22 protein-coding genes are annotated in these 25,545 nt (G+C 43.5%); all 22 read right to left on the bottom strand.

Annotation, left to right across the window (positions count from 1 at the left end):
* Positions 1-27: 27 nt before the first annotated feature.
* Entirely contained in the window at positions 28-570 is a 543-nt protein-coding gene (locus J7E38_RS20940) for an outer spore coat protein CotE (RefSeq protein WP_214704177.1), read from the bottom strand.
* A 300-nt stretch (positions 571-870) separates the two neighbouring features.
* Positions 871-1,308 carry a YlbF/YmcA family competence regulator gene (locus tag J7E38_RS20935; protein WP_214704176.1) on the bottom strand — a complete coding sequence of 146 codons (438 nt, stop codon included), beginning with the start codon at positions 1,306-1,308 and terminating at the stop codon, positions 871-873.
* 1 nt (position 1,309) lies between these two features.
* Positions 1,310-2,854: a tRNA (N6-isopentenyl adenosine(37)-C2)-methylthiotransferase MiaB gene (gene miaB / locus J7E38_RS20930; protein ID WP_214704175.1), complete on the bottom strand. Its 1,545-nt coding sequence runs from the start codon at positions 2,852-2,854 to the stop codon at positions 1,310-1,312.
* 335 nt (positions 2,855-3,189) lie between these two features.
* Entirely contained in the window at positions 3,190-4,056 is an 867-nt protein-coding gene (locus J7E38_RS20925) for a 2-oxoacid:ferredoxin oxidoreductase subunit beta (protein ID WP_144474945.1), read from the bottom strand.
* Position 4,057: 1 nt separating this feature from the next.
* Positions 4,058-5,791 (bottom strand): 2-oxoacid:acceptor oxidoreductase subunit alpha, encoded by a 1,734-nt coding sequence (locus tag J7E38_RS20920; RefSeq protein WP_214704174.1) that lies wholly within the window; start codon positions 5,789-5,791, stop codon positions 4,058-4,060.
* 297 nt (positions 5,792-6,088) lie between these two features.
* Positions 6,089-7,024 carry a dipeptidase gene (locus J7E38_RS20915; RefSeq protein ID WP_214704173.1) on the bottom strand — a complete coding sequence of 312 codons (936 nt, stop codon included), beginning with the start codon at positions 7,022-7,024 and terminating at the stop codon, positions 6,089-6,091.
* 104 nt (positions 7,025-7,128) lie between these two features.
* Positions 7,129-7,389 carry a stage V sporulation protein SpoVS gene (spoVS, locus tag J7E38_RS20910; RefSeq protein WP_010193268.1) on the bottom strand — a complete coding sequence of 87 codons (261 nt, stop codon included), beginning with the start codon at positions 7,387-7,389 and terminating at the stop codon, positions 7,129-7,131.
* Positions 7,390-8,669: 1,280 nt separating this feature from the next.
* Positions 8,670-9,467, bottom strand: coding sequence for a TIGR00282 family metallophosphoesterase (locus tag J7E38_RS20905; protein ID WP_214704172.1), 798 nt, complete (start codon positions 9,465-9,467; stop codon positions 8,670-8,672).
* 113 nt (positions 9,468-9,580) lie between these two features.
* A complete protein-coding gene (gene rny / locus J7E38_RS20900; protein WP_214704292.1) occupies positions 9,581-11,143 on the bottom strand; it encodes a ribonuclease Y in 1,563 nt (520 codons plus the stop codon).
* Between the two features lie 295 nt (positions 11,144-11,438).
* On the bottom strand, positions 11,439-12,479 hold the full coding sequence (gene recA / locus J7E38_RS20895) for a recombinase RecA (protein ID WP_214704171.1): 1,041 nt from the start codon (positions 12,477-12,479) through the stop codon (positions 11,439-11,441).
* Between the two features lie 286 nt (positions 12,480-12,765).
* Complete coding sequence (locus tag J7E38_RS20890) at positions 12,766-14,013, bottom strand: competence/damage-inducible protein A (RefSeq protein WP_214704169.1); 1,248 nt, start codon at positions 14,011-14,013, stop codon at positions 12,766-12,768.
* A 23-nt stretch (positions 14,014-14,036) separates the two neighbouring features.
* The gene (gene pgsA, locus J7E38_RS20885; RefSeq protein ID WP_144474939.1) at positions 14,037-14,615 is read right to left on the bottom strand and encodes a CDP-diacylglycerol--glycerol-3-phosphate 3-phosphatidyltransferase; all 579 of its coding nucleotides are present in this window, start codon (positions 14,613-14,615) and stop codon (positions 14,037-14,039) included.
* A gap of 206 nt (positions 14,616-14,821) precedes the next feature.
* Positions 14,822-15,703 (bottom strand): helix-turn-helix domain-containing protein, encoded by an 882-nt coding sequence (locus tag J7E38_RS20880; RefSeq protein ID WP_214704167.1) that lies wholly within the window; start codon positions 15,701-15,703, stop codon positions 14,822-14,824.
* 20 nt (positions 15,704-15,723) lie between these two features.
* Entirely contained in the window at positions 15,724-16,515 is a 792-nt protein-coding gene (locus J7E38_RS20875) for a DUF3388 domain-containing protein (RefSeq protein WP_214704166.1), read from the bottom strand.
* 194 nt (positions 16,516-16,709) lie between these two features.
* Entirely contained in the window at positions 16,710-16,967 is a 258-nt protein-coding gene (locus tag J7E38_RS20870; RefSeq protein WP_214704161.1) for a DUF3243 domain-containing protein, read from the bottom strand.
* A gap of 101 nt (positions 16,968-17,068) precedes the next feature.
* Positions 17,069-17,791, bottom strand: coding sequence for an elongation factor P 5-aminopentanone reductase (ymfI, locus tag J7E38_RS20865; protein WP_214704160.1), 723 nt, complete (start codon positions 17,789-17,791; stop codon positions 17,069-17,071).
* Positions 17,792-17,864: 73 nt separating this feature from the next.
* Complete coding sequence (gene yfmH, locus J7E38_RS20860; RefSeq protein WP_214704159.1) at positions 17,865-19,157, bottom strand: EF-P 5-aminopentanol modification-associated protein YfmH; 1,293 nt, start codon at positions 19,155-19,157, stop codon at positions 17,865-17,867.
* Positions 19,157-20,434 carry an EF-P 5-aminopentanol modification-associated protein YfmF gene (gene yfmF, locus J7E38_RS20855; protein WP_214704158.1) on the bottom strand — a complete coding sequence of 426 codons (1,278 nt, stop codon included), beginning with the start codon at positions 20,432-20,434 and terminating at the stop codon, positions 19,157-19,159. Before yfmF ends, yfmH begins: the two co-directional genes overlap by 1 nt.
* A gap of 228 nt (positions 20,435-20,662) precedes the next feature.
* Positions 20,663-21,748, bottom strand: a complete 1,086-nt coding sequence (locus tag J7E38_RS20850) for a GGDEF domain-containing protein (protein WP_214704157.1) — start codon at positions 21,746-21,748, stop codon at positions 20,663-20,665.
* A 187-nt stretch (positions 21,749-21,935) separates the two neighbouring features.
* Entirely contained in the window at positions 21,936-22,889 is a 954-nt protein-coding gene (locus tag J7E38_RS20845; RefSeq protein ID WP_214704156.1) for an ABC transporter permease, read from the bottom strand.
* A 1-nt stretch (position 22,890) separates the two neighbouring features.
* Positions 22,891-23,970, bottom strand: coding sequence for an ABC transporter permease (locus J7E38_RS20840; protein ID WP_214704154.1), 1,080 nt, complete (start codon positions 23,968-23,970; stop codon positions 22,891-22,893).
* Positions 23,967-25,490 (bottom strand): ABC transporter ATP-binding protein, encoded by a 1,524-nt coding sequence (locus tag J7E38_RS20835; RefSeq protein WP_214704152.1) that lies wholly within the window; start codon positions 25,488-25,490, stop codon positions 23,967-23,969. The genes J7E38_RS20840 and J7E38_RS20835 overlap by 4 nt, the downstream gene beginning before the upstream one ends.
* Positions 25,491-25,545 lie beyond the last annotated feature (55 nt).

Raw genomic sequence — 25,545 nt, 5'->3', positions numbered from 1 at the left:
AGGAAGTACAAGCTTCCTAGTTCGATGTTATTCTTCCTCTCCAAGAAGGAAGTCTGGGTTCAAGTCTTCAAATTCATCATCATCGACTCCGTGACCCCACTCGTCATCGTCGCAGTCACATCCGCCTGGATGAGTGACAACACAAACCTTTGTTTCACCGATGACTTCGACAAGGAATTCCCTCTCGACGTGAACGATGATTTTGTTGCCATTTGGCGAAATGACGGCTTCGATGCAGTTAGGCTGCTGAAGGACTTCAACGAGCACATCATGGTCATCCATGCAATCTGGATCACGGTACTTAAGCTTGATGACGTCGCAGTAAGTTACTTTCTCCGTGACTACTTCTGTTTTTGTATTATCATCGTAGGAGTACCAGATGTTGGCTTCGTAAGACCCGTTTACCTCAACCACTTTCCCTACTTTTTTTGCCTTGTACTTATGGTTTATGACCCAAGCGCCAAGAATGCTGCTTGGATGGTGCGCTGGGTTGATCGTATGATTGGACTGTGTAAATTTACGTCCTTTCGCTACGACGGCTTTCGTAATAATCTCTCTGTAATCTCCCATGCGAGCGAAACCTCCTCAATCTTTTTCAATTCATCCTATGCGTGATATTAGACTAGTGTGCGATTAATTTTAGAACCGCTGTTAAAAACTTAGGCATAGTTCATTGTATGCCCACAGGCGATGAATGTTCCCGATTGATGAAAGATGATGGGTAATTGATTTGATCAGTAACTGGAGACTGTTTACGTTGAGAAACCTGAGGTGGAAGGTGAAATAATGTTTTGCAATTGCGGAAGGAAAGCCCTTTTTCCATAAAAAAGACACCTGCTATAAACAGGTGCCTGGTTGTAAACTAGTGATTTAATGTTCGTGGGTGTGGCAGCTTGCTCCGTTCTGGAGTGAAGCGCCAGTTTCGCCGCGGAGGATATCTCCTCCGGTCGATACGACGATTTCATCTGTAACAGTATTGGAAATTGTCGTTGCGACCATCTGCAGCAGGTCATTTACATCGATTTGGGATTGCTTGAATTCCTGTACAACCGGAATTGCATCAAGCTGAGCTTCTAAGGAAGCGATTTTTTCTTCGGTCTTTTTAAAAGCTTCTGTTTTTCCGTAATGCTGGAAGTTTACAGCTTGCTTTTGAAGACCTTTTATAGAAGAAATAAGTGTTCTTACTTTTTCATTCTCATGAATTTGTGCCTCTGCACGCTTAAAAAAGTCCACTTCTTCTGTTTCAGCAATCATTCGTGCGATTTCTCTTGAGCGCTCGATAATGTCATCTTTATTGTATTTTGCCAACTTACTTCACCTCAACTGGTTCGTTTTCTTCTACCATTTCCCCGTTTAAAGACCATGTTTTTGCATTTGTGATCTTTACCTTGACGATTTTGCCGATTGCCGACTTAGGACCGACAAAATTGACGAGCTTCATCTTGCTTGTATATCCCGCAAGTACATCAGGATTGTTTTTGCTTTCACCTTCGACCAGTACCTCGACAATCTGATCCTGATACTTCTTCATCGACTGGGCAGACTGTTCATTCACAAGTGCATTCAGACGCTGAAGACGTTCCTTCTTCACTTCCATAGGAACATTATCCTGCATTTTAGCTGCTGGGGTTCCCTCTCTTGGAGAGTAGATGAAGGTATACGCTGATTCGTAACCAACCTCACGGACTAGTGACAATGTCTCCTCGAATTGTTCATCCGTTTCATTCGGATATCCGACGATGATATCTGTTGTTAAAGTGACATTCGGAATGGCTGCCTTAATCTTGCGTACAAGTTCAAGATATTGTTCACGCGTATACTTCCGGGCCATGATCTTCAATACATCGGTAGAACCTGATTGCACTGGAAGATGGATATGGTCCATCAGGTTTCCGCCTTTTGCCAGGACTTCAATCAGATGATCGTCAAAATCACGAGGATGGCTGGTTGTAAAACGGACACGTGGGATATCGATCTTGCGCATTTCATCCATCAAGTCACCTAGACCATACTCGAAGTCTGTAAAATCTTTACCATAAGCGTTTACGTTCTGGCCCAGCAGGGTAATTTCCTGATAGCCATGTGCCGCAAGCTGACGGACTTCCTGGATGATATCTTCCGGACGGCGGCTTCGCTCTTTGCCTCGTGTATAAGGAACGATGCAGTATGTGCAGAATTTATCGCAGCCATACATAATGTTAACCCATGCTTTGATGTTCCCTCTGCGTACTTTAGGAAGGTTTTCAATAACGTCGCCTTCCTTTGACCAAACTTCAACGACCATCTCTTTGGACATGTATGCTTCCTGGAGAATATTCGGCAAGCGATGGATATTATGCGTCCCAAAAATCATATCAACCTGGTTATAGGTTTTCAGGATTTTGTTGACGACAGATTCTTCCTGTGACATGCAGCCGCATACACCCAAAAGCAGATCAGGCTTTTCACGTTTTAGATGTTTCAAATGACCAAGTTCACCGAACACCTTGTTTTCGGCGTTTTCCCGGATCGCACAGGTATTCAGCAGGATGACATTTGCATCCTCGACACTGTCAGTCGGCTCATAGCCTAAACCAAGGAAAATACCTGCCATGACTTCAGTGTCGTGTTCATTCATTTGGCATCCATACGTGCGGATGTAGAATTTTCGGCCTTCACCCATTCCTAGGAACTCTTCAGGAATGTCGAAGTCCTTATGGTACTTAACCTCTTCTTTTCCGCGCTTTTTGGCATCCTTTAAAGAAGGAGCAGTATATACTGTTTCAAAGTACTTGCTATAATCCTTGCTGGATTTTTTGTCCGAAGAATTTTCAGTTTGTACTTGCTGTCCTTCCAAGCGTTGATTTTCGTTCATGACAGATCTCCTTTCATTAGAAAGCGTGCAGGCAGCTTAAAATCCCTGTATTTTGCAGAGAAGTATACTAAACTGCATTCTACTTGCAAAAAGGGCGATAGTTTACCCTGAAATTATTAAATATACACATTATAATAGTATAAACTCTTGAATCAATGAAAACAATAGCATGCAATGGAAATACAGCATGCACGGTAAAAAAAGCCGACTCAATCATATTACCTTATAACTTACATTATAGTAGTGATACTAATCACTACTCAGCTTTATACCCCCTAGAAAAATAAAACCCCAATCCATTGATGATTGGGGTTTATTTCAATCGTGCAGATTTATTACATGAATTCAGCAACCAGCTTATCAAAATGAGCCTGGTCAAGCTTAAGGTCTGCTTTTGAAAGCGGAGTTTCGGAATAACCGCTAACCAGATCCTGATAAGATTTTTGCTCTGTATTTTGATAGATTAGGCCTGTAACCAATCCTTTATGTTCCATCAAGGTCTGCATCGCCGCTTCACGATTTGACGGATCATAGCCTTCAATGTCGCTTAGCTTTGTCAAGTTTTCCTTGAACCAGTCGTATGTGTTTACCTTGTTGTAAGTTACACAAGGGCTGAATACGTTGATTAATGAGAAACCTTCATGCTTTATTCCAGCTTCGATAAGCGCAGTCAAGTCCTTAAGGTCAGTCGAGAAGCTTTGTGCCACGAAAGTAGCGCCAGCTGTCAAAGCCAGTTCCATAGGGGAAATAGCCTGCTCGATTGAACCTGCTGGAGTTGATTTTGTCTTGAATCCAGCAGCCGAACGCGGAGAAGTTTGTCCCTTTGTCAGACCATAAATCTGGTTATCCATGACAATGTAAGTGATATTGATGTTACGGCGGATCGCATGGACAGTATGTCCCATTCCGATCGCGAAACCGTCCCCGTCACCACCTGAAGCGATAACCGTTAAATCACGGTTCGCCATTTTCACACCTTGTGCGATTGGAAGTGAACGGCCATGAATTCCGTGGAAACCATAAGAATTGATATATCCAGAGATACGGCCAGAACAGCCAATACCTGAAATGACAGCCAGGTCTTCGGGCTCAAGGCCAACGTTAGCAGCAGCGCGCTGCATGGCAGCCTGCACAGAGAAGTCGCCGCAGCCTGGGCACCAGTTTGGTTTTACATTATTGCGAAATTCTTTAAAAGTCGCCATCCTAGAACAACTCCTTGCATTTTGTGTGGACTTCCTGCGGCAAGAATGGATTTCCGTCGTACTTGAGGATCTTGTGGATCTTCTCATGTCCTCCGACATTCATCTTCATGATGTTCGCAAGTTGTCCAGTCGCATTGTTTTCAATAACTGCCACTTTCTTAGCAGAATTTACAAGCTGCATCATTTCCTCAGCCGGGAATGGGTGGATCAAACGTACATGAGCATGGTTAACTTTCAAACCATCCTTTTCCAGTCTTCCCATTGCCTCTTCGATTGCACCTCTAGTAGAGTTGAAACCTACGATTAAGAGATCAGCTTCTTCATGCGGAGCATTTTTATGGATTGGCGTATCGAACTTCAGATTGCTGATTTTGCGGAAACGCTTATCCATTTGGGCAATGCGGTTCGCTGCAGATTCTGAAGGCTTACCTGTTTCGTCATGCTCAACACCTGTAACGTGGTGGATTCCGTTTTTCATGCCTGGAATGACACGAGGTGAAACACCATCTTCAGTTACTTCATAACGCTTGAAGTACCCTTTGTTCTCAATTTCAGGAAGTTCTTCTGTCGCCAGCTTGCCTCGGCGGATCTCCACTTTATCAAAGTTAAGCGGCTCGACTGTTTGCTTTCCAAGTGAAAGCTGAAGGTCGGTCAAGACGATAACAGGGCACTGATACTCTTCAGCAAGGTTGAATGCTTCAGCTGCATCATAGAATGCTTCCTGGACCGTACTTGGAGCCATGACAATCTTAGGGATTTCGCCGTGTGTTCCATAGATCATTGCCATAAGGTCTGATTGTTCCTGTTTCGTAGGAAGACCTGTTGATGGACCGCCACGCTGTGTATCAACGATAACGATCGGAGTTTCAGTGATTCCGGCAAGGCCGATTGCTTCCATTTTCAGTGAAAGGCCAGGACCAGCAGATGCGGTAATCGCGCGGACACCGCCATAGTTGGCACCGATTGCCATTGTAGCAGCAGCGATTTCATCTTCTGTCTGGATGACCGTACCGCCAAGAGCAGGCAGCTTCTTGATCAGGTATTCCATGATTTCTGAAGCCGGTGTGATCGGATATGCAGCCATGAAACGGCAGCCTCCTGCAACTGCTCCCATTGCGATCGCGTCATTCCCGATCATGAACAGGCGTTTCTGTCCATCAGCCTTCTCAAGCTGCATGGTTTCTGCGCCAGCCAGTTTTTCCTTCGTATATTCGTAGCCAGCTTTAATGGCTTCCATGTTTTTATCGACTACCTGTTGTCCTTTGCGTCCGAAGATTTCCTGGACGACTTCCTCGAAAACCTGGATATCCAGGTCAAGGATTGCACTTGTCGCACCAATCGCGACCATGTTCTTCATAAGAGATGTTCCAAGTTCTGTAGCCATTTCCGTAAATGGAACCGCATACAATGCAGCTTGAGTATCTTCTGGCTTTTTAGGGTCAAACTTCGCATCAGCTAAAATGACGCCTTTCTCATGCAGTTCCTTGTAGTTAACATCGATCGTTTCCTGATCGAAAGCTACAAGAATATCTAAATCGTCAGAAATAGATCGAACCTCTGTAGTGCTTACCCGAATCTTGTTATTTGTGTGTCCGCCCTTGATACGTGATGAAAAGTGACGGTAGCCATACAAGTAGTAGCCTAGACGGTTCAATGCAATAGAGAAAATTTCCCCGGTAGATTCAATTCCTTCTCCCTGCTGTCCGCCAACTTTCCATGAAAGTTGATTGATCATCTCTTACACCCCTTTAGATACGTAAAAAAATATGTAAAAACGCTTCGTTATTAAGTGTAGCACTTTTCCAAGTAATTCACTAGAATTTAATGGATATCTCTTAAAAAACCCCTGTCAAATCTAGTAAATGGATGGTACTAAACGCTTACAATTCTAGACCTATGTGAAAAAAAAAGCAACCCTTTCAGAATAATTATTGACGAAAATATGAATATTTTTTTATTTGTTAAAATATTTTACGTTTCCTGCTATCTGACCCTTTTTTCCACGGAGTGAATCCTGTTGTATCTATTGATTTCAGCCGTTTTGCAATGGAAGTTTGGAAGCCATATTGTCAAAAAGGAACTTTCTGACTTGTATATCAGAATAATATTTTTGCAATTCGTTCCAAAGGTTCTCATATTGATCATTTCCCGATAGATTCTTCACCGTAAATTCAATACCGTCAAAATCGGAACCGAAGCCGACATGATTTTCTCCTCCGAGAGTACAGATATGTTCCAGATGGCGGATTATATTATCGATCGATGCTGAGTCCTTTTTACCTGATAAAAATTCCGGCACAAAGGTGAGACCCATGACAGAATCCAGGTCGATCAGCGCTTTGATTTGATCATCCCTCAAGTTCCGCGGATGCTGGCATTTCGTATAGCTGTTTGAGTGAGAAGCAAACACACGGTCTGATACTTCCAGCACATCCCAGAATGCCCTCTCAGATAGATGGGAGACATCACAGGCTGTTTCCGTTTCATTCAACAGCTGGACAACCTGCCGGCCAAATTTTGTCAGCCCTGCACCCCGTTCCTCTAAAGCCCCATCGGCGCAATAATTTCCAAAGTTCCACGTCAATCCTACTGAACGTACTCCAAGCCTTATAAGAGTGCGCAATTTTAACATATCCTGGCCAATGGCATCACAGCCTTCAAGGGTAAGAACGGCACCTATCTCATGTTCAGCAAGACCCCTAATCTCTGCCCTGTTTGTCACCAGCTTCATTTGAGGATTCGGCGATAGAACCTTTTCGTAAAACAAGTCCACCATCCTAAGCGCTGCCTCAAACTTTAAATCAGGATGAACAGATTCGGGTACATATATGGCGAACAACTGGACTTTCGTTCCCGAAGCTTTTAACTTTTCCAAATTTACCTGTAATTCCGATGCATTTACATAATCAAGTGTCGGGTCCATTAATAGTTTATAGAGAACATCACAATGACCATCATAGATTTTCAAAAGAACTCCCCCTTGTGCCTATTATACAAGAAAATAAAAGAAACCTGCTTGCACATGCAAACAGGCGAGTATATCAACAATGTCTTATATGTTTGGTTTTTACATTATCGGGGTTCAACAATCAATTTAATGGCTGTCCGCTCTTCGCCATCAATCAGGATATCAGTAAATGCCGGGATGCAAATTAAATCAACGCCGCTGGGTGCTACGAACCCTCTTGCGATCGCTACTGCCTTAACGGCCTGATTTAATGCACCCGCCCCAATTGCCTGAATTTCTGCGCCCCCTCTTTCGCGCAGTACTCCAGCAAGCGCACCAGCTACAGAATTAGGATTAGATTTTGCTGAAACTTTTAATATCTCCATTCCTGGCTCCTCCTTATTTTGTCCCGTACCGGATGCCCAGCGTGGACATCCAGGTTAGTCTGTTCCACTGCTACTATATTCAGGAGGAAGCCCACATATGACCTTCAGTTAAAAAAAGCAATGTTATTGATGATGAAGATTCTGTTTTTATAGCTGATTTAATTAAAGATGGAATTTTGGTAACTCCCATTCTGAACCTGGTTGGCTCTCCGTGAAGATGCTTTTCGGTCGGATTCGTGGCCTTTTGCGTATTCTTTGGCTTCATAAGGGTATCTCTCGTGGGGAATGGTGCCCTTTTGCGCACACTTTCCCCTTCATAAGGGTATCTCTCGGCGTGAATGGTACCCTTATGCGCACACTTTCCCCTTCATAAGGGTATCTCTCGGCGTGAATGGTGCCCTTATGTGCACTCTTTTCTCTTCATAAGGCTCTCGTTGGGAATGGTGCCCTTATCCGCACACTTCTCCCTTCATAAGGGTATCTCTCGACGCGAATGGTACCCTTATGCTTGCTCTTCCCCCTTCATAAGGGTATCTCTCGGCGTGAATGGTACCCTTATGTGCACTCTTTTTTCTTCATAAGGGTATCTCTCGTGGGGAATGGTGCCCTTATCCGCACACTTCCCCCTTCATAAGGGTATCTCTCGACGCGAATGGTACCCTTATCCGCACACTTCCCCCTTCATAAGGGTATCTCTCGACGCGAATGGTACCCTTATGCTTGCTCTTCCCTCTTCATAAGGGTATCTCTCAGGCGGAATGGTACCCTTATGCGCACACTTTCCCCTTCATAAGGGTATCTCTCGACGCGAATGGTACCCTTATGCTTGCTCTTTTCTCTTCATAAGGGTATCTCTCTGCGCTAATGGTGCCCTTATCCGCACACTTCCCCCTTCATAAGGGTATCTCTCGACGCGAATGGTACCCTTATGCTTGCTCTTCCCTCTTCATAAGGGTATCTCTCGGCGTGAATGGTGCCCTTATGTGCACTCTTTTCTCTTCATAAGGGTATCTCTCTGCGCGAATGGTGCCCTTATCCGCACACTTTCCCCTTCATAAGGGTATCTCTCGACGCGAATGGTGCCCTTATGTGCATTCTTCCCTCTTCAGAAGGGTATCTCTCGGCCGGAATGGTACCCTCATTAAGACTCTTCCCTCTTCGCAAGGACATCTTTATCCCAATTTGATCCGTCTCCAAATAACCAATTCAGCGCATAATAAAGACTGCAGAAAAACTCGCATGAGTTTGTCTGCAGTCAAAAGGATCGTCACTCTGATGTCTTATTCATAAAAGGGGTGGTCGTCATTGATAAGGATTTTCTGGATCTTCACCGCTTTGCCAGTCTTCTTATCCAAATCGATCAATACTGCTGATAGCTGGTTCCTTCCGTCCTTGGCGACTTCAAAACGGGTTGGGAGGCTTGTCATGAACCTTCTGAGCACTGCTTCTTTTTCGACTCCTAAAATACCATCATACGGACCTGTCATGCCTACATCAGTCAAATAAGCTGTCCCGGAAGGCAAAATTCTCTCATCTGCAGTCTGGACATGTGTATGCGTACCGACAACAGCGGAAACTTTGCCATCAAGATACCAGCCCATCGCCTGTTTTTCGCTAGTTGCTTCTGCATGGAAGTCGACAAAAATGAGGGAGGTGCGCTTTCTCGCTTCCTCAATCAGTTCATCCGCTTTTTTAAATGGGCAATCAATTGGCGCCAAGAATGTACGGCCCTGCAAATTGATGATAGCCAGTTCTTCTTGGTTAATCTTTAAATAAACAATCCCTTTTCCAGGAACTTCCTCCGGAAAATTAGCAGGCCTTACCAGATATTTAGCTCCCTCAATGAACTCAAAAATTTCACGGTTATCCCATGCATGGTTTCCTAAAGTGACAGCCTGTGCACCCTGCTCGAGAAACTGCCGGTAAATCTTCTCGGTTATTCCTTTACCGCTCGCTGCATTCTCTCCATTTATGATTGTAACAGTCGGACGAAACTTCCCCTTAAGCTTTGGCAGGTATTCGGTAACCATATCCCTGCCAGGAGAACCTACAACATCCCCTACAAATAAAATTCTCATTGATCTTCATTCCTGCCTTTAAGTTATTTATGTAAAAATTGTATCATAACATCGTGATCAGAGGAAAACCAGTAAAGTGGCCACAATATAAAAAGCGGCGCCTAAGCACCGCTTTATTTTGCGTATTCAACTGCACGTGTTTCACGGATGACTGTAACCTTGATATGCCCTGGGTAATCGAGCTCTTCCTCGATTTTCTTGCGGATATCACGAGCGAGGCGGTGTGCCTGCAAGTCATCGATCTGATCTGGTCTAACCATGATCCTGATTTCTCTTCCCGCCTGAATGGCGAATGACTTCTCGACTCCTTCATAGGATTCCGAGATTTCTTCCAGTCTTTCAAGACGGCGGATATAGTTTTCAAGTGCTTCGCTGCGGGCACCTGGCCTTGCAGCTGATAATGCATCAGCAGCAGCAACTAGAACTGCGATGATCGAAGTAGGCTCTGTATCACCATGGTGGGAAGCAATACTGTTGATGACAACAGGATGTTCCTTGTACTTCGTAGCCAGCTCCACGCCAATTTCAACGTGGCTGCCTTCTACTTCATGGTCAATTGCCTTTCCGATGTCATGCAGGAGTCCTGCACGGCGAGCCAAAGTTTCATCTTCACCTAGCTCTGCAGCAAGTAATCCGGACAATTGGGCTACTTCCATTGAATGTTTAAGAACATTCTGTCCGTAGCTTGTACGATACTTCAAGCGGCCAAGAATCTTGATCAGGTCTGGGTGCAGCCCGTGTACTCCCACTTCGAAGGTCGTCTGTTCACCAACCTCACGAATATGTTCATCCACTTCACGGCGTGCCTTTTCAACCATTTCTTCGATTCGGGCCGGATGAATACGTCCATCCTGGACAAGCTTTTCAAGAGCTAATCGGGCTGTTTCACGTCTGATTGGGTCAAATCCGGATAATATAACCGCTTCCGGAGTATCATCAATTATGAGGTCAATTCCCGTCAACGTTTCCAGGGTGCGGATATTCCGTCCCTCACGTCCGATAATGCGTCCCTTCATTTCATCATTCGGAAGATTCACGACTGACACAGTCGTTTCAGCGACATGGTCAGCTGCGCATCTTTGGATGGCAAGTGAAAGTACTTCTTTCGCTTTCTTATCGGATTCTTCTTTCGCCCTGTTTTCGTTTTCCTTAATCATTAATGCAATGTCGTGAGCAAGTTCTTGCTCCGTACGCTCCAAAATGATGGATTTAGCCTCATCACGCGTTAAGCTCGAGATGCGTTCCAGTTCAGCCTGCTGATTTCGTACCATCTCGTCCACTTTGCTTTCCATCTCTTCAATATGCTGTTGTCTTTTGGTAAGAGCGTCATCTTTTTTCTCTAAAAGATTCTCACGTTTGTTCAACGATTCATCTTTACGATCAAGATTCTCCTCTTTTTGCAATAAACGATTTTCTTGTTTTTGCAGTTCATTTCTTCGTTCACGAATCTCACGCTCTGCTTCAGTACGCAGTTTGTGATTTTCATCCTTAGCCTCCAGCAGGGCTTCCTTCTTCATTGCCTCTGCTCCACGCTTCGCATCTTCAACAATTTGTTCTGCGGCGTTTTTGGCACCTGCAATTTTTGCTTCCGCAACGGATTTACGATAAAAATAGCCAACAACTGCACCGACGAATAGGCCAAGCAAAATGGAGATGATTGAAATAATTAGATCCATCATTTTCACCTCCTCTTGCTATGAACTTGTGTTACGTTTTTTAAAGTGTCGGCATGTACATTGTTACAAGCATCAACATACAGCTCTAATGCTTTTAAACGTTTTTAATACCATGAAAATGTAAAATATACATTTTTAATTGTAAAGCTGCCAAATTTTATTGTCAAGGGTTTGTCCGATAAGGATACCATCGATTTTGATTAATTATTCATTCAATTCTTATTTTTAGTGAGAATCCATACCAAAAAGGCCTCCTGTCATTCAGGAGACCTTGCTGATCCTTATTGTGAATCTATTAATCCAGTTGAAGTTCTTCCTGGTCTTCGTCTGTTTCAGTCACAGTGAATTCACCATCAAGGCCGTAGTGGTCACGGATCTTTTTCTGGATTTCAAGACGGATGGACGGGTTTTCTTTAAGGAAGATCTTTGCGTTTTCCCTTCCCTGTCCAAGACGCTCACCATTATAGGAATACCAAGAACCGCTCTTGTCGACGATATCAAGCTCTGAACCAATATCGATGATTTCCCCTTCTTTGGAAATCCCTTCGCCGTACATGATATCCACTTCAGCTGTACGGAACGGCGGAGCAACCTTGTTCTTGACAACTTTAATCTTTGTTTTGTTACCGACCATTTCATTACCCTGCTTCAATGTTTCAGCACGGCGTACTTCAAGACGGACACTTGAGTAGAACTTCAAAGCACGGCCGCCTGGTGTAGTTTCAGGGTTACCGAACATAACGCCAACTTTTTCACGAATCTGGTTGATGAAGATGGCAAGAGTCTTCGATTTGTTGATTGCACCGGAAAGTTTGCGCAGTGCCTGAGACATCAAGCGAGCCTGAAGGCCGACGTGGGAATCGCCCATCTCACCTTCGATTTCAGCCTTAGGGACAAGAGCTGCAACAGAGTCAATAACAATGATATCAATCGCTCCGCTTCGTACAAGAGCTTCCGCGATTTCCAAGGCCTGCTCTCCTGTGTCCGGCTGTGACAGAAGTAGTTCGTCAATGTTTACACCGAGTTTCTGTGCATATACAGGATCCAGTGCGTGTTCAGCGTCAATGAACGCTGCCTGGCCGCCATTAGCCTGCACTTCGGCAATTGCATGAAGCGCAACAGTTGTTTTACCTGAACTTTCAGGTCCATAGATCTCAATAACACGTCCGCGAGGATAGCCGCCTATTCCTAGTGCTACATCCAGCGCAAGGGAACCACTTGGAGATGTAGAAACCTTAGTGTCAGTCTTCTCACCCAACTTCATAACCGAACCTTTACCAAATTGCTTTTCGATTTGTTTTAATGCCATATCTAACGCCGTTTGACGATCACTCACTCAATCTTCCTCCTTTTATATAAAAACGAACCAGCATGCTGCCTGTCCGCAAATCTCTTATTTAAAGCCTACTATTACTATACCTTTTTCCATGCGGTTTGTCCATTAAAAAATCGAACATTTATTCGTTTTTTTTGAAGCAGGAATAATCATTAAAATTGAATTTTCAACAGCTTTTTTACTAGTTTTGAGTAGGAATATACCCTTTAAAACACGAATTTGGCAAGAAATCTGCCTATTAAGTGCGCCAGCAATCAGGACAAATAAAAAAAAACACGGAAGCAAATCACTTCCGTGTTTCTGATAATCTATGAATTAGCAGCTGGCAGCCAAACTTTACTGATCTGCTCCTGATGGCCGTTCGTGACCCGCTCAGGCTCAATTTTTCTACATGGACTGGCTTGCCTTTTACATGTACACCAATGAAAACAGTTCCTGCCGGATGCCCTTCAAGGGAGTCAGGGCCTGCCACTCCGGTGAAGCTTAAGCCAATATCCGAATTGGAAACCGATGCAATATTGACCGCCAGCTCTTCCGCACATTCTTTGCTGACAGCACCGAAGTTTTCTATTGTAGCAGGGCTGACGTTCACAAGCCCTATTTTAGCCTCATTCGAATAGCAGACAATCCCGCCCTTGAAAAAGCTGCTAGCTCCGGAAACAGAGGTCAATTCCTGCTGGAACAAACCGCCTGTCAGGCTTTCGGCTGCTGATATCGTCAAGTTCTTGGTTTTTAATAGTTTGGAAAGTTCCAATATTAGCGAGGTTTCGTCGTAACCATAAAAGTACTCACCGACTCTGTCCATGATTTCCGCTTCCACTTTATCAATTAATTCCTGGGCAGTGCCGTTAGCATCATCTCTTGCCGTAAGCCTCAGAGTGACTTCCCCGTCACCTGCCAGCGGGGCAATAGTCGGGTTGCTTTGCTGATCGATCAAATCCTCTATTTGTGCTTCCAATGCTGCCTCACCTATTCCAAAGAAGCGGAGGACTCTTGATTCAATCCTTGCCTGGCTGCCATTTATGCCAGTAATGGCTGCTTGTCCATATTTCAGGAACATGGGCTCCATTTCAGAAGGAGGGCCTGGCAACAACATATATTTGTGGTCTGCTGTTGACAGGAACATACCCGGAGCCATGCCATTTTCGTTTTTAAGGATCATGGAACCGTCGATCACTAGAGCCTGCTTCCTGTTATTCTCAGTCATTACCCTCTTCGTTTTTTCAAAATAGAGCTCGATCGAATTCATAGCTTCCTCATCAAGCACCAATTTCTTTCCTAGCTGAGCGGCTATCGTATCTTTAGTGAGATCATCTTTAGTGGGCCCAAGGCCACCCGTAAAAATAATCAATTCTGCACGTTCCTGGGCAATCCTGATTGCACTTTTCAGTCTATCCGAATTATCCCCGACAACCGTGTGATAGAATACATTGATTCCTAAGTCTGCAAGCTGCCTCGACAGGAACCTCGCATTCGTATTGACAATTTGCCCGAGAAGCAGTTCAGACCCAACTGCTATGATTTCTGCATTCATTTGACATCCTCCTGGCAAATCAATTATTTAGAATTGCTGAATATTTGCTTGTTCTTTGCGAAGTAGTCCCATCCAGACCAGATTGTAAAGAACATCGCCACCCATAAGGCGATATCAGCAAACGGGATGGAGAAAGCTTCAAAAATGATATTATGCAGTAACAAAGCGGAAATCGCGACTGTTTGAGCCCACATTTTGATTTTCCCTGGCATCTTGGCAGCAACAACCTCGCCGCCTCCTGCAAGCAATAAACGAAGTCCTGTCACAGCAAACTCCCTGCTGATGATCACGATGACAATCCATGCTGGGGCATAACCAAGTTCAACAAGCACGATCAGTGCCGATGAGACCAGCAGTTTATCCGCCAGCGGGTCAAGGAATTTCCCAAGATTCGTAACGAGGTTATGTTTTCGTGCAAGATACCCATCTACCCAGTCTGTAACAGAGGCGAAAATATAGATCAGCGCTCCTACTAAATGAGTAACCGGCATTGTCGTTCCAAGCAGGGCAATCTCGCCCCAGGAAAATGGAACAACCATCACAATCAAGAATAACGGAATCAATAAAATGCGTGAGACCGTAATTTTATTTGGCAAATTCATATCCTATTCCTCCAGATGTTAATTACACAGCCATTTGGCTGACTTCTTCATTATATCCAATATGTAAAAAACGACATTAAATATGCCTAGAGCTAGATCAGTCTCGCCAAGCTCTTAAGCTTAGCACTAATAGTATAGCCCGTATAAACAAACGTCCATACGGGCATTTTTGTTGCAGCAGTCTCTAATCATCTGCAATTTATGTTCTATTTTACAAACTTGATCGTAATCAACTGTGTCATATCTTGTTCCGGCGAAACGGCATACTCTAGCTTCTGGTCGTTAACGTAAATTTCTGTCTCAGGTGCACGTCCGACATTGATAACTGCCTCTGTTTCACTGGTCAAATCTTCTGTCCGGCTTTCGTTTTTGCCTTTAACGAGCGTTTCCTGGAAAATGGATTTCCCAGACCCATTGGAAACGCCAACCCAGGTTTGTCCAAGAGACACAATCTTAACGACAAACTTATCGGTATTTTTCAGTTCGTAAACCGTATTGCTGCCAGTGTTCGAAGCGACTGTAAGCTCCTGTTCAGGGGTTTCAGGCTTTGCTTCTTCTTCAGCAGGCTTTTCTTCAGCAGGGGCATCGGATTCGCTTGTCCCTTCATCAGCGGAATCATCTGCGCTTCCTGCAGGTTCTTCAACGATCGGCTGACTCTTATTGGTATTCGCAGTCTGTCCGGCGTCATCGCCTGCGTTCTTGACAATCAAATACCACACAAGGGCAATCGCACCAATAATGAAGATGACAATCAATATTTTTGGAAGTACATTCAGAACCTTAGAAGTTTCTGGTGAAAGACTTTTCCTCGATTGGACACGGGAAAGCTGTTCTGGCAACTCTTCGTTGTATGTAGATGGGATTTCGGATTTATGCTGTTCAAAAAGCTCGTCCGGATCAAGGCCCACTGCTTCGGCATATTGTTTGATGAATGCCCGCACATAGAATTTACCTGGCATCATTGAATAGTTGCCCTCTTCAATGCCGAGGAGATAACGTTTTTGAATTTTCGTGATGGACTGCAGTTCGTCCAGGCTGAGGCCTTTTGCTTCACGGGCTTCCTTTAAAATAATTCCTAACTCAGACACGATAACACCTTCCAATACTGTTAAAAATCAAATCCTCCAAAATCAGAATCAGTAAACATGTGATTCTTCTGGACCATATCATATACGATTTCCTCATCGGGATTATTTCTTAATTCGATAATATAATCAAAATCATCCAATGTATATTCTGTGTTCTGGACAAAAATATCAGGATGTTCCACTACCTTGACCGCAGGGAGGCGCATGATTTCCCTGACAAGCTGCCAGTGCTTTTCATTGGCTCTCCTTGTTGAAACAATTCCATCGATGATGAATAAGTTATCAGCATTGTACTCATCTTCAATCAACTGATTGCGGATCGTCTGTTTCAATAATGTAGAGGAAACGAACAGCCATCTTTTATTGGCACAAACACTTGATGCAACAACAGATTCTGTCTTGCCGACGCGAGGCATTCCACGGATGCCAATCAGTTTATGGCCCTCCATCTTAAATAATTCTGCCATAAAGTCAACAAGCAGTCCAAGTTCATCCCTCACAAACCGGAATGTTTTTTTATCGTCCGCATCACGTTGTATGTACCTGCCATGTCTGACCGCCATTCGGTCACGCAGTTTAGGCTCCCTGATTTTAATTACCCTTATTGTATCCATAGTATGTAAAATTGACTCAAGTCTCTCAATTTGATCATCATCTTTCGCAAGGATCAAAAGGCCACGCCTTCCTTCATCCACACCATTGATCGTTACAATATTGATGGACAGCATTCCAAGCAAAGAGGAAATATCACCTAGCAGTCCTGGACGGTTAATCATGATTTCATATTCCAAGTACCATTCTTTCTTCTCCATCATTCTCCTCCTCTGCTTTCAGCCAATAATTGCGACACATTTTGACATCGAATATCTAGCTACTATAATATATGATTTTTAAAGAAGATGAAAGGAAAAACAAGCCAGAAATGAAAACTAGCCAAAAGGGTGTGCTTTATAATCTTATAAATAAAAAAAGAGAGGAATGTAAGTCCCCTCTTCATCAAACTCACTTATTTACTTCCGTTGTTTTGAACAAGCTTTACCATCATGGTCGCGATCGCATGCTGTTCGTCCGGGCTTGCCACTGACCAAAGGTCTGAAAGAACTCTTTCCTGTTCGTTCTTAGGGTCGACGTTCTTGGCAAGATAGTCGCCGATCTGGTAGGCAAGATCACCCATTGCATCTTTATTCATTCCTTGATCCTGCGCCTGATGAAGACGGTCTCCCAGGAAGTCTTTCCACTGATTCCAATTTTCCAAAACAGACATATTGACAACCTCCTTGTCTAAAATAGTACAAGGTTATTTTGCATTCGTTCGCGAAGAATTATTCATCAAGAAACAGGATTAGAAAATTTGTCACAAATTGTTCAGGTTAGCCAGCCGCCGTTGATTGCCAGCACCTGCCCGGTAATATAGGAGGATTTCTCGGATAAAAGGAATTCCACTCCGTTTGCTACTTCCTCAGGGGTCCCAAGACGGCCGGAAGGGACTTCGGCAGCAATCGCTTCACGTTCCTCGAGGCTAAAGCCTTCCATCATCGGAGTCTGGATCGCCCCGGGCGCAACTGCATTCACCCTAATCTTAGAAGGTGCCAGCTCTTTGCTTAACGCCTTCGCAAATGCCAGCTGTGCTCCTTTTACCGTTGAATAGGCCACCTCATATGACGCTCCTGTCTGGCCCCATATCGATGAGACAATCACAATATTTCCATTTTGTTTCTGCCGCAATTTTGGGACCAGCTTTTTTGTCAGAAGGAGAGGAGACGTCACATGGATTTGAATCAAAGCTTCCGTATCTTCTTCCTCCAGGTCCTCCAGAAGTCCATATAAAGCATTGCCGGCATTATGTACGATCGCATCAAGCGAAAAAATCTGGTTCGCTAAGTCGACGTATCCTGTCTTCGAGGCCAAATTAGCCTTGATCGGTATATATTCCCCGCCGAATGACCCAATCTCGCGGAGCAGCTCGTCAATCCCTTTCTCGTTCTGATGGTAATGCAAGTAGAGCGAATATCCTTCTGATGCCAGCTTGATCGAGATTGCTTTGCCGATTGCTCCACTTGCACCCGTTACTAATGCGAATCTTTTCATGTCTTTTTTCCCTCTCAACAATTCTAAATAAATATGCGCCGGGAATAGCCGGCGCATATACTTCAAATGTCTGTTACTTCCCCTTTGGCACCACCTGGCAGACTGTGAACCGATCTTCTGAAATAAGCCTTCCAGCCGCCTGATTGAGATCATCAATTGTCAGGCTCTCAAGCACTGGAACCACGTCGAACAAATCCATATCATTGAAAGCATAACGCGTGAATTGATTTGCGATATATTCTGGTGAATTCACCGCCCTTAAGAAGGCCCCAATTTTTTTCTTTTTTGTCCTTTCGAGGCTATCAGCAGTCAGTCCCTGGCCCGATTTCGCTTCCTTCAGCATCGCCTCAAGCTTGCTGGCCAGGACATCTGGCTCATTTGTATCTCCGCCAACCATCGCGAATCCAAAGCCCTGCTCCTGTGAATAGTCATAGGAAAATGTGTCGTCAATCAGCCCTGAACTATACAGTTCAGTGTAGTTATCAGAGCTTTTTCCAAATAGTATATCGAGCAGCACGTTAACTGAAAGCTCATTTTTCAGCATTTCGCTGCCCGATTCTTTCGGGTTGGCCGCTTTGATGCCCACAAGGCATTTTGAAGTTTGGACATTCATTTTAAGAACTTGTTTCTTTTCAGCGACTCCAGCCTGTTCTGCATCGAATTTCCGCTGGATTTCAGGCTTGTTCTTATAATCCTTCTTGCTCTGATTGTCTTTGATCAAGCCCATGATTTCATCGGGATTGACAGGACCAACCACAAACAATAGCATATTGCTTGGATGGTAGAAGGTTTCATAGCACTCATACAGCATATCTTTCGTTATATGGGAGATCGATTCAATGGTACCCGCGATATCGATGCTTACAGGGTGATTTTTATACATATTCTGGATAAGCCCAAAATACAGCCTCCAATCAGGATTATCATCATACATTGTGATCTCTTGCCCGATAATCCCCTTTTCCTTTTCAACTGTCTTCTCGGTGAAATAAGGCTCTTGAACGAAGTCAATTAATGTTTCAAGGTTTTTCTCCACATTGGATGTACTGGAAAATAAATAAGCGGTCCTTGTAAACGATGTGAACGCGTTAGCCGATGCACCCTGCTTGCTGAACTGCTGAAATACATCTCCATCTTCCTTTTCAAATAATTTATGCTCCAGGAAGTGGGCGATGCCATCAGGGACCTTAACGAATTCATCCTTTCCCGGAGGAAGGAAGTGATTGTCGATTGAACCGTATTTTGTTGTAAATGTAGCATATGTTTTGTTGAAGCCCTTTTTCGGAAGAATATATACATCAAGTCCATTATTCAGCTTTTCATAGTACATTTCTTCCTGAAGCTGTTCAAAAGTGATCTTCTCCATTATTTGTCCGCCTCCAATCCAGTTAAGAAGTAAACCGTGTCAAGCTGGACCTTTTTGGCTACATCGACGATTTCTTCTTTTGTGGTTTTACTCATGCCCTGAAGCCAGTCATCGAGGCTGACATTTTGACCTGAAACTACATTATGATACAGGACTTCTACCATGCCTCTTGCAGTATCCAATGTTTCAAGCATTTGGTTTTCGATCACCGCTTTTGTTTGTTCAACTTCTTGATCGGTAAAATCACCGGCTTGCATCGCTTCCATTTGCTCACGGATGATTTTAACAGCAAGCTCGAAGTTTTCGAATTCAATACCGGACATGACCATCATCAAACCTTTGTGGCTTTCAAGACGGCTGGCGACATAATAGGCTAGGCTGTTTTTTTCGCGGACATTCAAAAATAACTTGGAATGTGAAAAGCCGCCAAAAATTCCATTGAAGACTTGGAGTGCATAATAGTCCTGATCCCCATAAAGCACATTTGTCCGGTAGCCGATATTCAGCTTGCCTTGTTTGATATCTTCCTTATCTTTTACTGTCTTTTCTTCTACGCTGCCAGCTTGATGTGTTTCCACCTTCACAGGGACCCGATCCTCGAATCGTAGCAGTTCGTCAGCAACTGATTGGACTTCGTCTTCGTTCACATCGCCAATGATGTACAAATCCATTTCATCCTCAGCGAATGCCTGCTTGTAATAGTCATACAAATTCCTCTCATTAATCTGCGGGATATCGTCTATTTCTCCATTTACATGCAATGCATATGGCTCACCTTTACACATTTCCTGAACAAGCCTGAAATTGGAGTAGCGCATTTTATCATCATAAACAGCCTGGATCCTCTGCTTAAGCGTGCGCTTTTCCTTCTCCACCGTATCTTTGTCAAAAGCTTCATTTTCCGCGAGAGGATTTACGAGGATTTCCGCGATTAATTCCATCCCTTTTTTTAGCAAAGGCTCTGGGTCACTAAGGAATTTTTCATTCGCGATTTCGAGTGAGAAGCTAATGACCTGGTACTCCCCTTTCTTCGATACATCAACATAAAGATTTGCACCATAGAGCTCATCTAAATAGGAGCGCAGCTTTGTAGTTGATTCGTATGCCTTTGAACTGCTCTGCAGCACATACGGAAGCAAAGCACGTTTTGTAACGTTTTCGCTCGTCAAAGGTGTTTTCATCTTCCAGACAATTGTATTTGTCTTGAACTTTGCTGTTTTTACGATGTGAAGCTTGTAACCCTTCATATTCTTGATTGTTTCTGAAATGACAGCCATTTAAATCCTCCTTTAATGGGAACACAATGAGTAGTCTTTCTTTATCCATTCTTCACTGTTTGGAATCATGCAAAACATCTTTACTTTATGTATACGTTGAGATGCTCATATTTAATATTCCTATAAATACACTCTAACTATACCTTTCCATAGTTGTCTAATTCAAGCAATTGCCAATTCACTAAAACTTGAAAGCAAAAGCTCCCCTCAATGGGGAGCTTTACATTTTCATTCTTTTGCTGCGGCAATTTCAGAAACAGCAGCAAAACGATATGTATAGCCAGTTTCAAATTTTACCTGATTTTTGCCGGCAGCCTTCGCACTGTACAAAAGTTGATCTGTATAGCCTAATAGTTTATCAGGCAGTGCTTCTGTTTGTGAAGAAGCGATCCCGAAGCTCATCGTTACGGTTTTACAATCCTGGGTAAATTCCTCAGCTGCCAGGGTTGAATATAGATCTTCAAAAAACGCTATTTGTTTCATTTCATCCATTAGAGGCAGCAGGAACGCAAACTCTTCTCCACCATATCGAAATGCCTGTGCGTCATGGCGATCGGCAAGCTCCTGAAAAATCAACCCAATTCGCTTTAAAATTTCATCCCCTGTCAGGTGGCCAAATTGGTCATTCACCTGCTTAAAGTAATCAATATCCCCCATGACAAGCATGAAGTTTTCTTTATTGACAGTAAGCATCCTCAATTGTTCTTGAAAATGCCTGTGGTTGTATAAACCTGTGAGATAATCGGTGAACATCAGTTCATGAAAGATTTCCTTTTGCTTGAGGTGCTTTCTTTCCCTTATGACAATTAGTGAACCAAACACACCTACAACCCAAATGAACGCGAGATTCAGGATAAACACAAAGGAAGTATAAAATTCAAAATGGCCCTGTGCAACGTAAATGATGCTGTAGCCAAGAGTTAAAAAGGCAGATGACAAAATCGCCCCCTTTGTTCTCCAATAAATCGTCGCATGCATGACAAGCAAGTATGAGATTGGAAATAGCGGAGACATGGTACCCCGGGTTAAAACGAGCAGCCAGATGAGTGCAACATAGTCGAATACAATGCCTGCTTTTGTAAGCAGTGAAAAATATTCATTGCCAGGAGGCAGCTTGACCAGAGCAATCTGGGCAGAGGCCATATAAATGAATCCCACTGTCAAAAGCAGCGGGAAGGTCTCTTCTGTAAAATCCAGCCTGTCCGCGAGAGGTGGATAATAAAAAACAAGAACACCTATAACAAGGAAAATCCAGCGCAAATAAGAAAATATCTTCTCTGTTTCACGGTCATCCAAATATAATGATAGCTTCATCTTTTAGACCTCTTACCGCTTTTATTTTTTAACCAGCATTTTCCTATATTCTACCATAACAGTTTGAAAAATTCTAAATTTAATGTGTCATTTCCTTCTATAATTTAAAGGTTGTCATTTTACAGAAATGTACTTCCAAAATGTAAAGAAAAGAGGCACCTTTAGAAAGGCACCTCTTAGCATAAACTTATCGTTTTCCACTGTCGAACGTTTCACCGACGGCTTTTGGAGCCTGTGAAGACTTAGAAAAAATGACCAATGCAAGCAATGTTACGACATAAGGGAAAATCTTCAGCAGAATTGGCGGGATGACAGCCAATTCGGGAATTACCTGTGATACGTTTGCAATTGTACTAGCAAAACCAAAGAAGAATGTCGCTGCCAATACGCCAAGCGGCTTCCATTGTCCGAAGATCAAGGATGCCAATGCAAGGAAACCAAGACCAGATACAGTACCGGTGAATTCACCAGCGTAAGTTACAATGATCAAAGCTCCACCAAGACCAGCAAAAGCACCAGAAATAAGTACTCCGCTATAGCGAATTCTTCGTACATTTATCCCTGCCGCCTCTGCTGCCTGCGGGAATTCACCACAGGATCTTAGACGCAGACCGAATTTTGTCTTGTAAAGGATGAACGAACTGATGAAAAGAATTGCCAATACAAACCAAGTTGTTGGATATGTTTTTGTAAAGAAAAGATCTCCAATTATCGGAATATCAGACAAGAAAGGGACATTAGACGGTGTGAATCCACTAGTGATGCGGATATTTCCGCTGCCCGTCATATTTCTTGCCAGGAATATCGTAAGGGCAGACGCAATCAAATTGATTGCCGTACCACTTATGATCTGATCCGCATTCAAATTGATGCTCGCGAATGCATGCAAAATGGAGAAAAGGATACCTGCTACTACAGCAGCCAATAATCCCAGCCAAAGAACGAGTGTATTGTTTTCGATTACCCCACTCAGATAATGGATGGATAAAGCACCAGAGAAAGCACCGATGATCATTAAGCCTTCAAGGGCAATATTGACAATCCCGCTTCGTTCACTAAAAAGACCGCCCAGGGCTGTAATCAGAAGAGGAATTGTAAAGACAATCGCGTAAGGAAATATTTGTTCTATAATATGCCACATCTTAGGAATCTCCCTTCTCGACTACAGTACCACTTTTGTCTTTTCGATTTGAGCTTCTCTTCTTGAATTTGTTCAGCATGCGCTCAATCAGTACACTTGTCGCTGCAAAGTAGATGATGATCGCAATGATTGTATTCGCCAGTTCAGGCGGAATTTCAGTCATCGCATTCATAAAGCCTGTTCCAGAATAGAGGATTCCAAATAAAACAGCTGCGAAGAATACACCAATTGGATTATTGGCACCAAGCAATGCTACTGCAATTCCATCATAACCCTGGGCTGGCAGGATTCCGATCTGGATACTGGAAGCATTCCCTGTGTACAGGGCTACTCCTCCGAGTCCGGCAAGAGCACCTGAAATCAGCATGGATAAAATGATATTGCGATTTACCTTCATGCCTGCATATTCGGCTGCAAATCTATTAAAACCTACAGCCTTTAACTCATAACCTAAAGTCGTTTTATCGATAATGAACGCTATAATGATTACCGCAATAACAGCCAGGAATAAGCCAAGATTGATATAGGAACCCTGGAACATATCTGTCAGCCAAGGAGTACGCAGGGTAGCGGATTCTGCCAGCTTCCTGGATTCAGTTTCAAGGAATTCTCCTTTGAAGTATCCAGGAACCACATAATAGATCGTCCAATAAGCAATCCAGTTCATCATGATTGTCGATACAACCTCATGAACATTGAACTTTGCCTTCAGTAATCCAGGAACGAATGCCCAAAGCGCTCCGCCAAGCATCCCAACCAAAATCATGACTGCAAGAAGGACAGGTCTTGAAAAATCATAAGTTAGACCAACAGCTGAAGCCAATAAGCCACCAACTAACATTTGTCCTGAAGCGCCAATGTTGAACAAACCTGTACGGAAAGCAAAAGCAACGGACAGACCGGTGAATATAAGTGGAGTAGCCGTCGCTAATGTATTCCCGATACGCTCAAGGTTTTTCAGGGCACCTTGAAGAAGATAGGAATAGCCTTCAATCGGGTTGCTTCCGATGAAGAGCATCAGGATCCCCCCGGCCACCAGTCCTAATATAATCGATATTAAAGATACGATGGTATGTCTCATATGCTTCTCTCCTTAGCCACGCCTGCCATCATTAGACCAACTTCATTTTCGTTCGTTTCAGCAGCGATCACTGTTCCGACCAGTTCACCGTTGTTAACGATGGCTATACGGTCAGATAGCTGCAAGATTTCATCCAGCTCAAGAGAAACAAGCAATACTGCATTCCCCTTATCACGGTGTTCTACGATTCTCTTATGGATATATTCAATAGATCCTACGTCCAGCCCGCGAGTAGGCTGCACACAAATCAGCAGCTTTGGATCAAGCTCAAGTTCCCTGCCGATGATTGCTTTTTGCTGGTTACCGCCTGATAGTGTTCTGGCAATGGAGACTGCACCTTCACCGGAACGCACGTCAAAGTTTGTCAATATGTTTTGAGCATATGTTTTCATAGCGTTTTTGTTCAGGATGCCATTTTTTGAAAAAGGCTTCTTGTTATAAATTTGCAGAACCATATTTTCCTGTAAAGAGTAATCCAGAACCAGTCCGCGCTTATGCCTGTCTTCCGGAATATGGCTCATTCCTTTTTCTAGTCTGTCGCGAACAGGCAAGTTGATGATCTCGTTGCCATCAATCTGGATAGAGCCTGATTCCGCTTTCCGTAACCCTGTAATTGCTTCAATAAGCTCCGTTTGCCCATTGCCTTCGACCCCGGCAATCCCTACGATTTCACCAGTACGGACTTCAAGCGAAAAATCTTTGAGGCCCATTACTTTTCTATTGTTTTTCACAGATAGAGAATCTATTTTAAGTACTACCTCTCCAGGAGTACTTTCTTTCTTATCCACTTTGAATGAAACATGCCGGCCTACCATCATTTCTGCAAGGCTTGCCTCACTTGCTTCAGCCACATTGACAGTACCGATTCCCTTTCCACGGCGAATTACCGTACAGCGGTCAGCTACTGCTTTAATTTCTTTCAGTTTATGTGTGATTATGATGATAGACTTTCCTTCTTTAATTAGATTGCGCATAATCTTCATCAATTCATCAATTTCTGCTGGTGTAAGAACAGCTGTTGGTTCATCCAATATCAAGACGTCTGCTTCTCGGTAAAGCATCTTTAAAATTTCTACCCTTTGCTGCATACCTACTGATATATCTTCAATTTTGGAGTGAGGATCTACATTCAATCCGTAATGCTTTGATAATTCTTCAATTCTTTTTGCTGCTTTGTCGATATCAAGCACCATGCCTTTAAGCGGCTCGCTGCCCAGTATGATATTTTCGGTTACTGTAAAGTTTTCAACCAATTTAAAGTGCTGGTGCACCATCCCAATTCCTAAACGGTTCGCCACATTAGGATTCGTGATGCGCACTTCTTTTCCATTCACTTTAATGATGCCTTGTTCAGGCTGATACATCCCGAATAAAACGCCCATCAAGGTTGATTTACCTGCACCATTTTCCCCTAACAGTGCATGAATTTCCCCTTTTTTTAATGTAAGGGTGATATTATCGTTGGCTACGATACCCGGGAACTCTTTCCGGATATTTAACATTTCTACAACATAACTCATAGTAGCACTCACCTTTGTATTAGACTCTATACCTTTTTAAAATAGGGAGTCCCCT

The sequence above is a fragment of the Bacillus sp. ISL-35 genome (assembly GCF_018613355.1).
In the GTDB taxonomy this organism is placed as follows: Bacteria; Bacillota; Bacilli; order Bacillales; family Cytobacillaceae; genus Mesobacillus.
Note: the sequence above shows the minus strand (reverse complement) of the source record. Positions and strands in the feature narration are given on the sequence as shown.

Bases quoted from the DNA above. Each gene is read 5' to 3' on its own strand.
- J7E38_RS20940 (WP_214704177.1), bottom strand. From the start codon at position 570: ATGGGAGATTACAGAGAGATTATTACGAAAGCCGTCGTAGCGAAAGGA.
- miaB (WP_214704175.1), bottom strand. From the start codon at position 2,854: ATGAACGAAAATCAACGCTTGGAAGGACAGCAAGTACAAACTGAAAAT.
- J7E38_RS20925 (WP_144474945.1), bottom strand. From the start codon at position 4,056: ATGGCGACTTTTAAAGAATTTCGCAATAATGTAAAACCAAACTGGTGC.
- J7E38_RS20920 (WP_214704174.1), bottom strand. From the start codon at position 5,791: ATGATCAATCAACTTTCATGGAAAGTTGGCGGACAGCAGGGAGAAGGA.
- spoVS (WP_010193268.1), bottom strand. From the start codon at position 7,389: ATGGAGATATTAAAAGTTTCAGCAAAATCTAATCCTAATTCTGTAGCT.
- J7E38_RS20905 (WP_214704172.1), bottom strand. From the start codon at position 9,467: ATGAGAATTTTATTTGTAGGGGATGTTGTAGGTTCTCCTGGCAGGGAT.
- rny (WP_214704292.1), bottom strand. From the start codon at position 11,143: ATGGATCTAATTATTTCAATCATCTCCATTTTGCTTGGCCTATTCGTC.
- J7E38_RS20890 (WP_214704169.1), bottom strand. From the start codon at position 14,013: ATGAATGCAGAAATCATAGCAGTTGGGTCTGAACTGCTTCTCGGGCAA.
- pgsA (WP_144474939.1), bottom strand. From the start codon at position 14,615: ATGAATTTGCCAAATAAAATTACGGTCTCACGCATTTTATTGATTCCG.
- J7E38_RS20875 (WP_214704166.1), bottom strand. From the start codon at position 16,515: ATGGAGAAGAAAGAATGGTACTTGGAATATGAAATCATGATTAACCGT.
- J7E38_RS20870 (WP_214704161.1), bottom strand. From the start codon at position 16,967: ATGTCTGTTTTGGAAAATTGGAATCAGTGGAAAGACTTCCTGGGAGAC.
- ymfI (WP_214704160.1), bottom strand. From the start codon at position 17,791: ATGAAAAGATTCGCATTAGTAACGGGTGCAAGTGGAGCAATCGGCAAA.
- yfmH (WP_214704159.1), bottom strand. From the start codon at position 19,157: ATGGAGAAGATCACTTTTGAACAGCTTCAGGAAGAAATGTACTATGAA.
- yfmF (WP_214704158.1), bottom strand. From the start codon at position 20,434: ATGGCTGTCATTTCAGAAACAATCAAGAATATGAAGGGTTACAAGCTT.
- J7E38_RS20850 (WP_214704157.1), bottom strand. From the start codon at position 21,748: ATGAAGCTATCATTATATTTGGATGACCGTGAAACAGAGAAGATATTT.
- J7E38_RS20845 (WP_214704156.1), bottom strand. From the start codon at position 22,889: ATGTGGCATATTATAGAACAAATATTTCCTTACGCGATTGTCTTTACA.
- J7E38_RS20840 (WP_214704154.1), bottom strand. From the start codon at position 23,970: ATGAGACATACCATCGTATCTTTAATATCGATTATATTAGGACTGGTG.
- J7E38_RS20835 (WP_214704152.1), bottom strand. From the start codon at position 25,490: ATGAGTTATGTTGTAGAAATGTTAAATATCCGGAAAGAGTTCCCGGGT.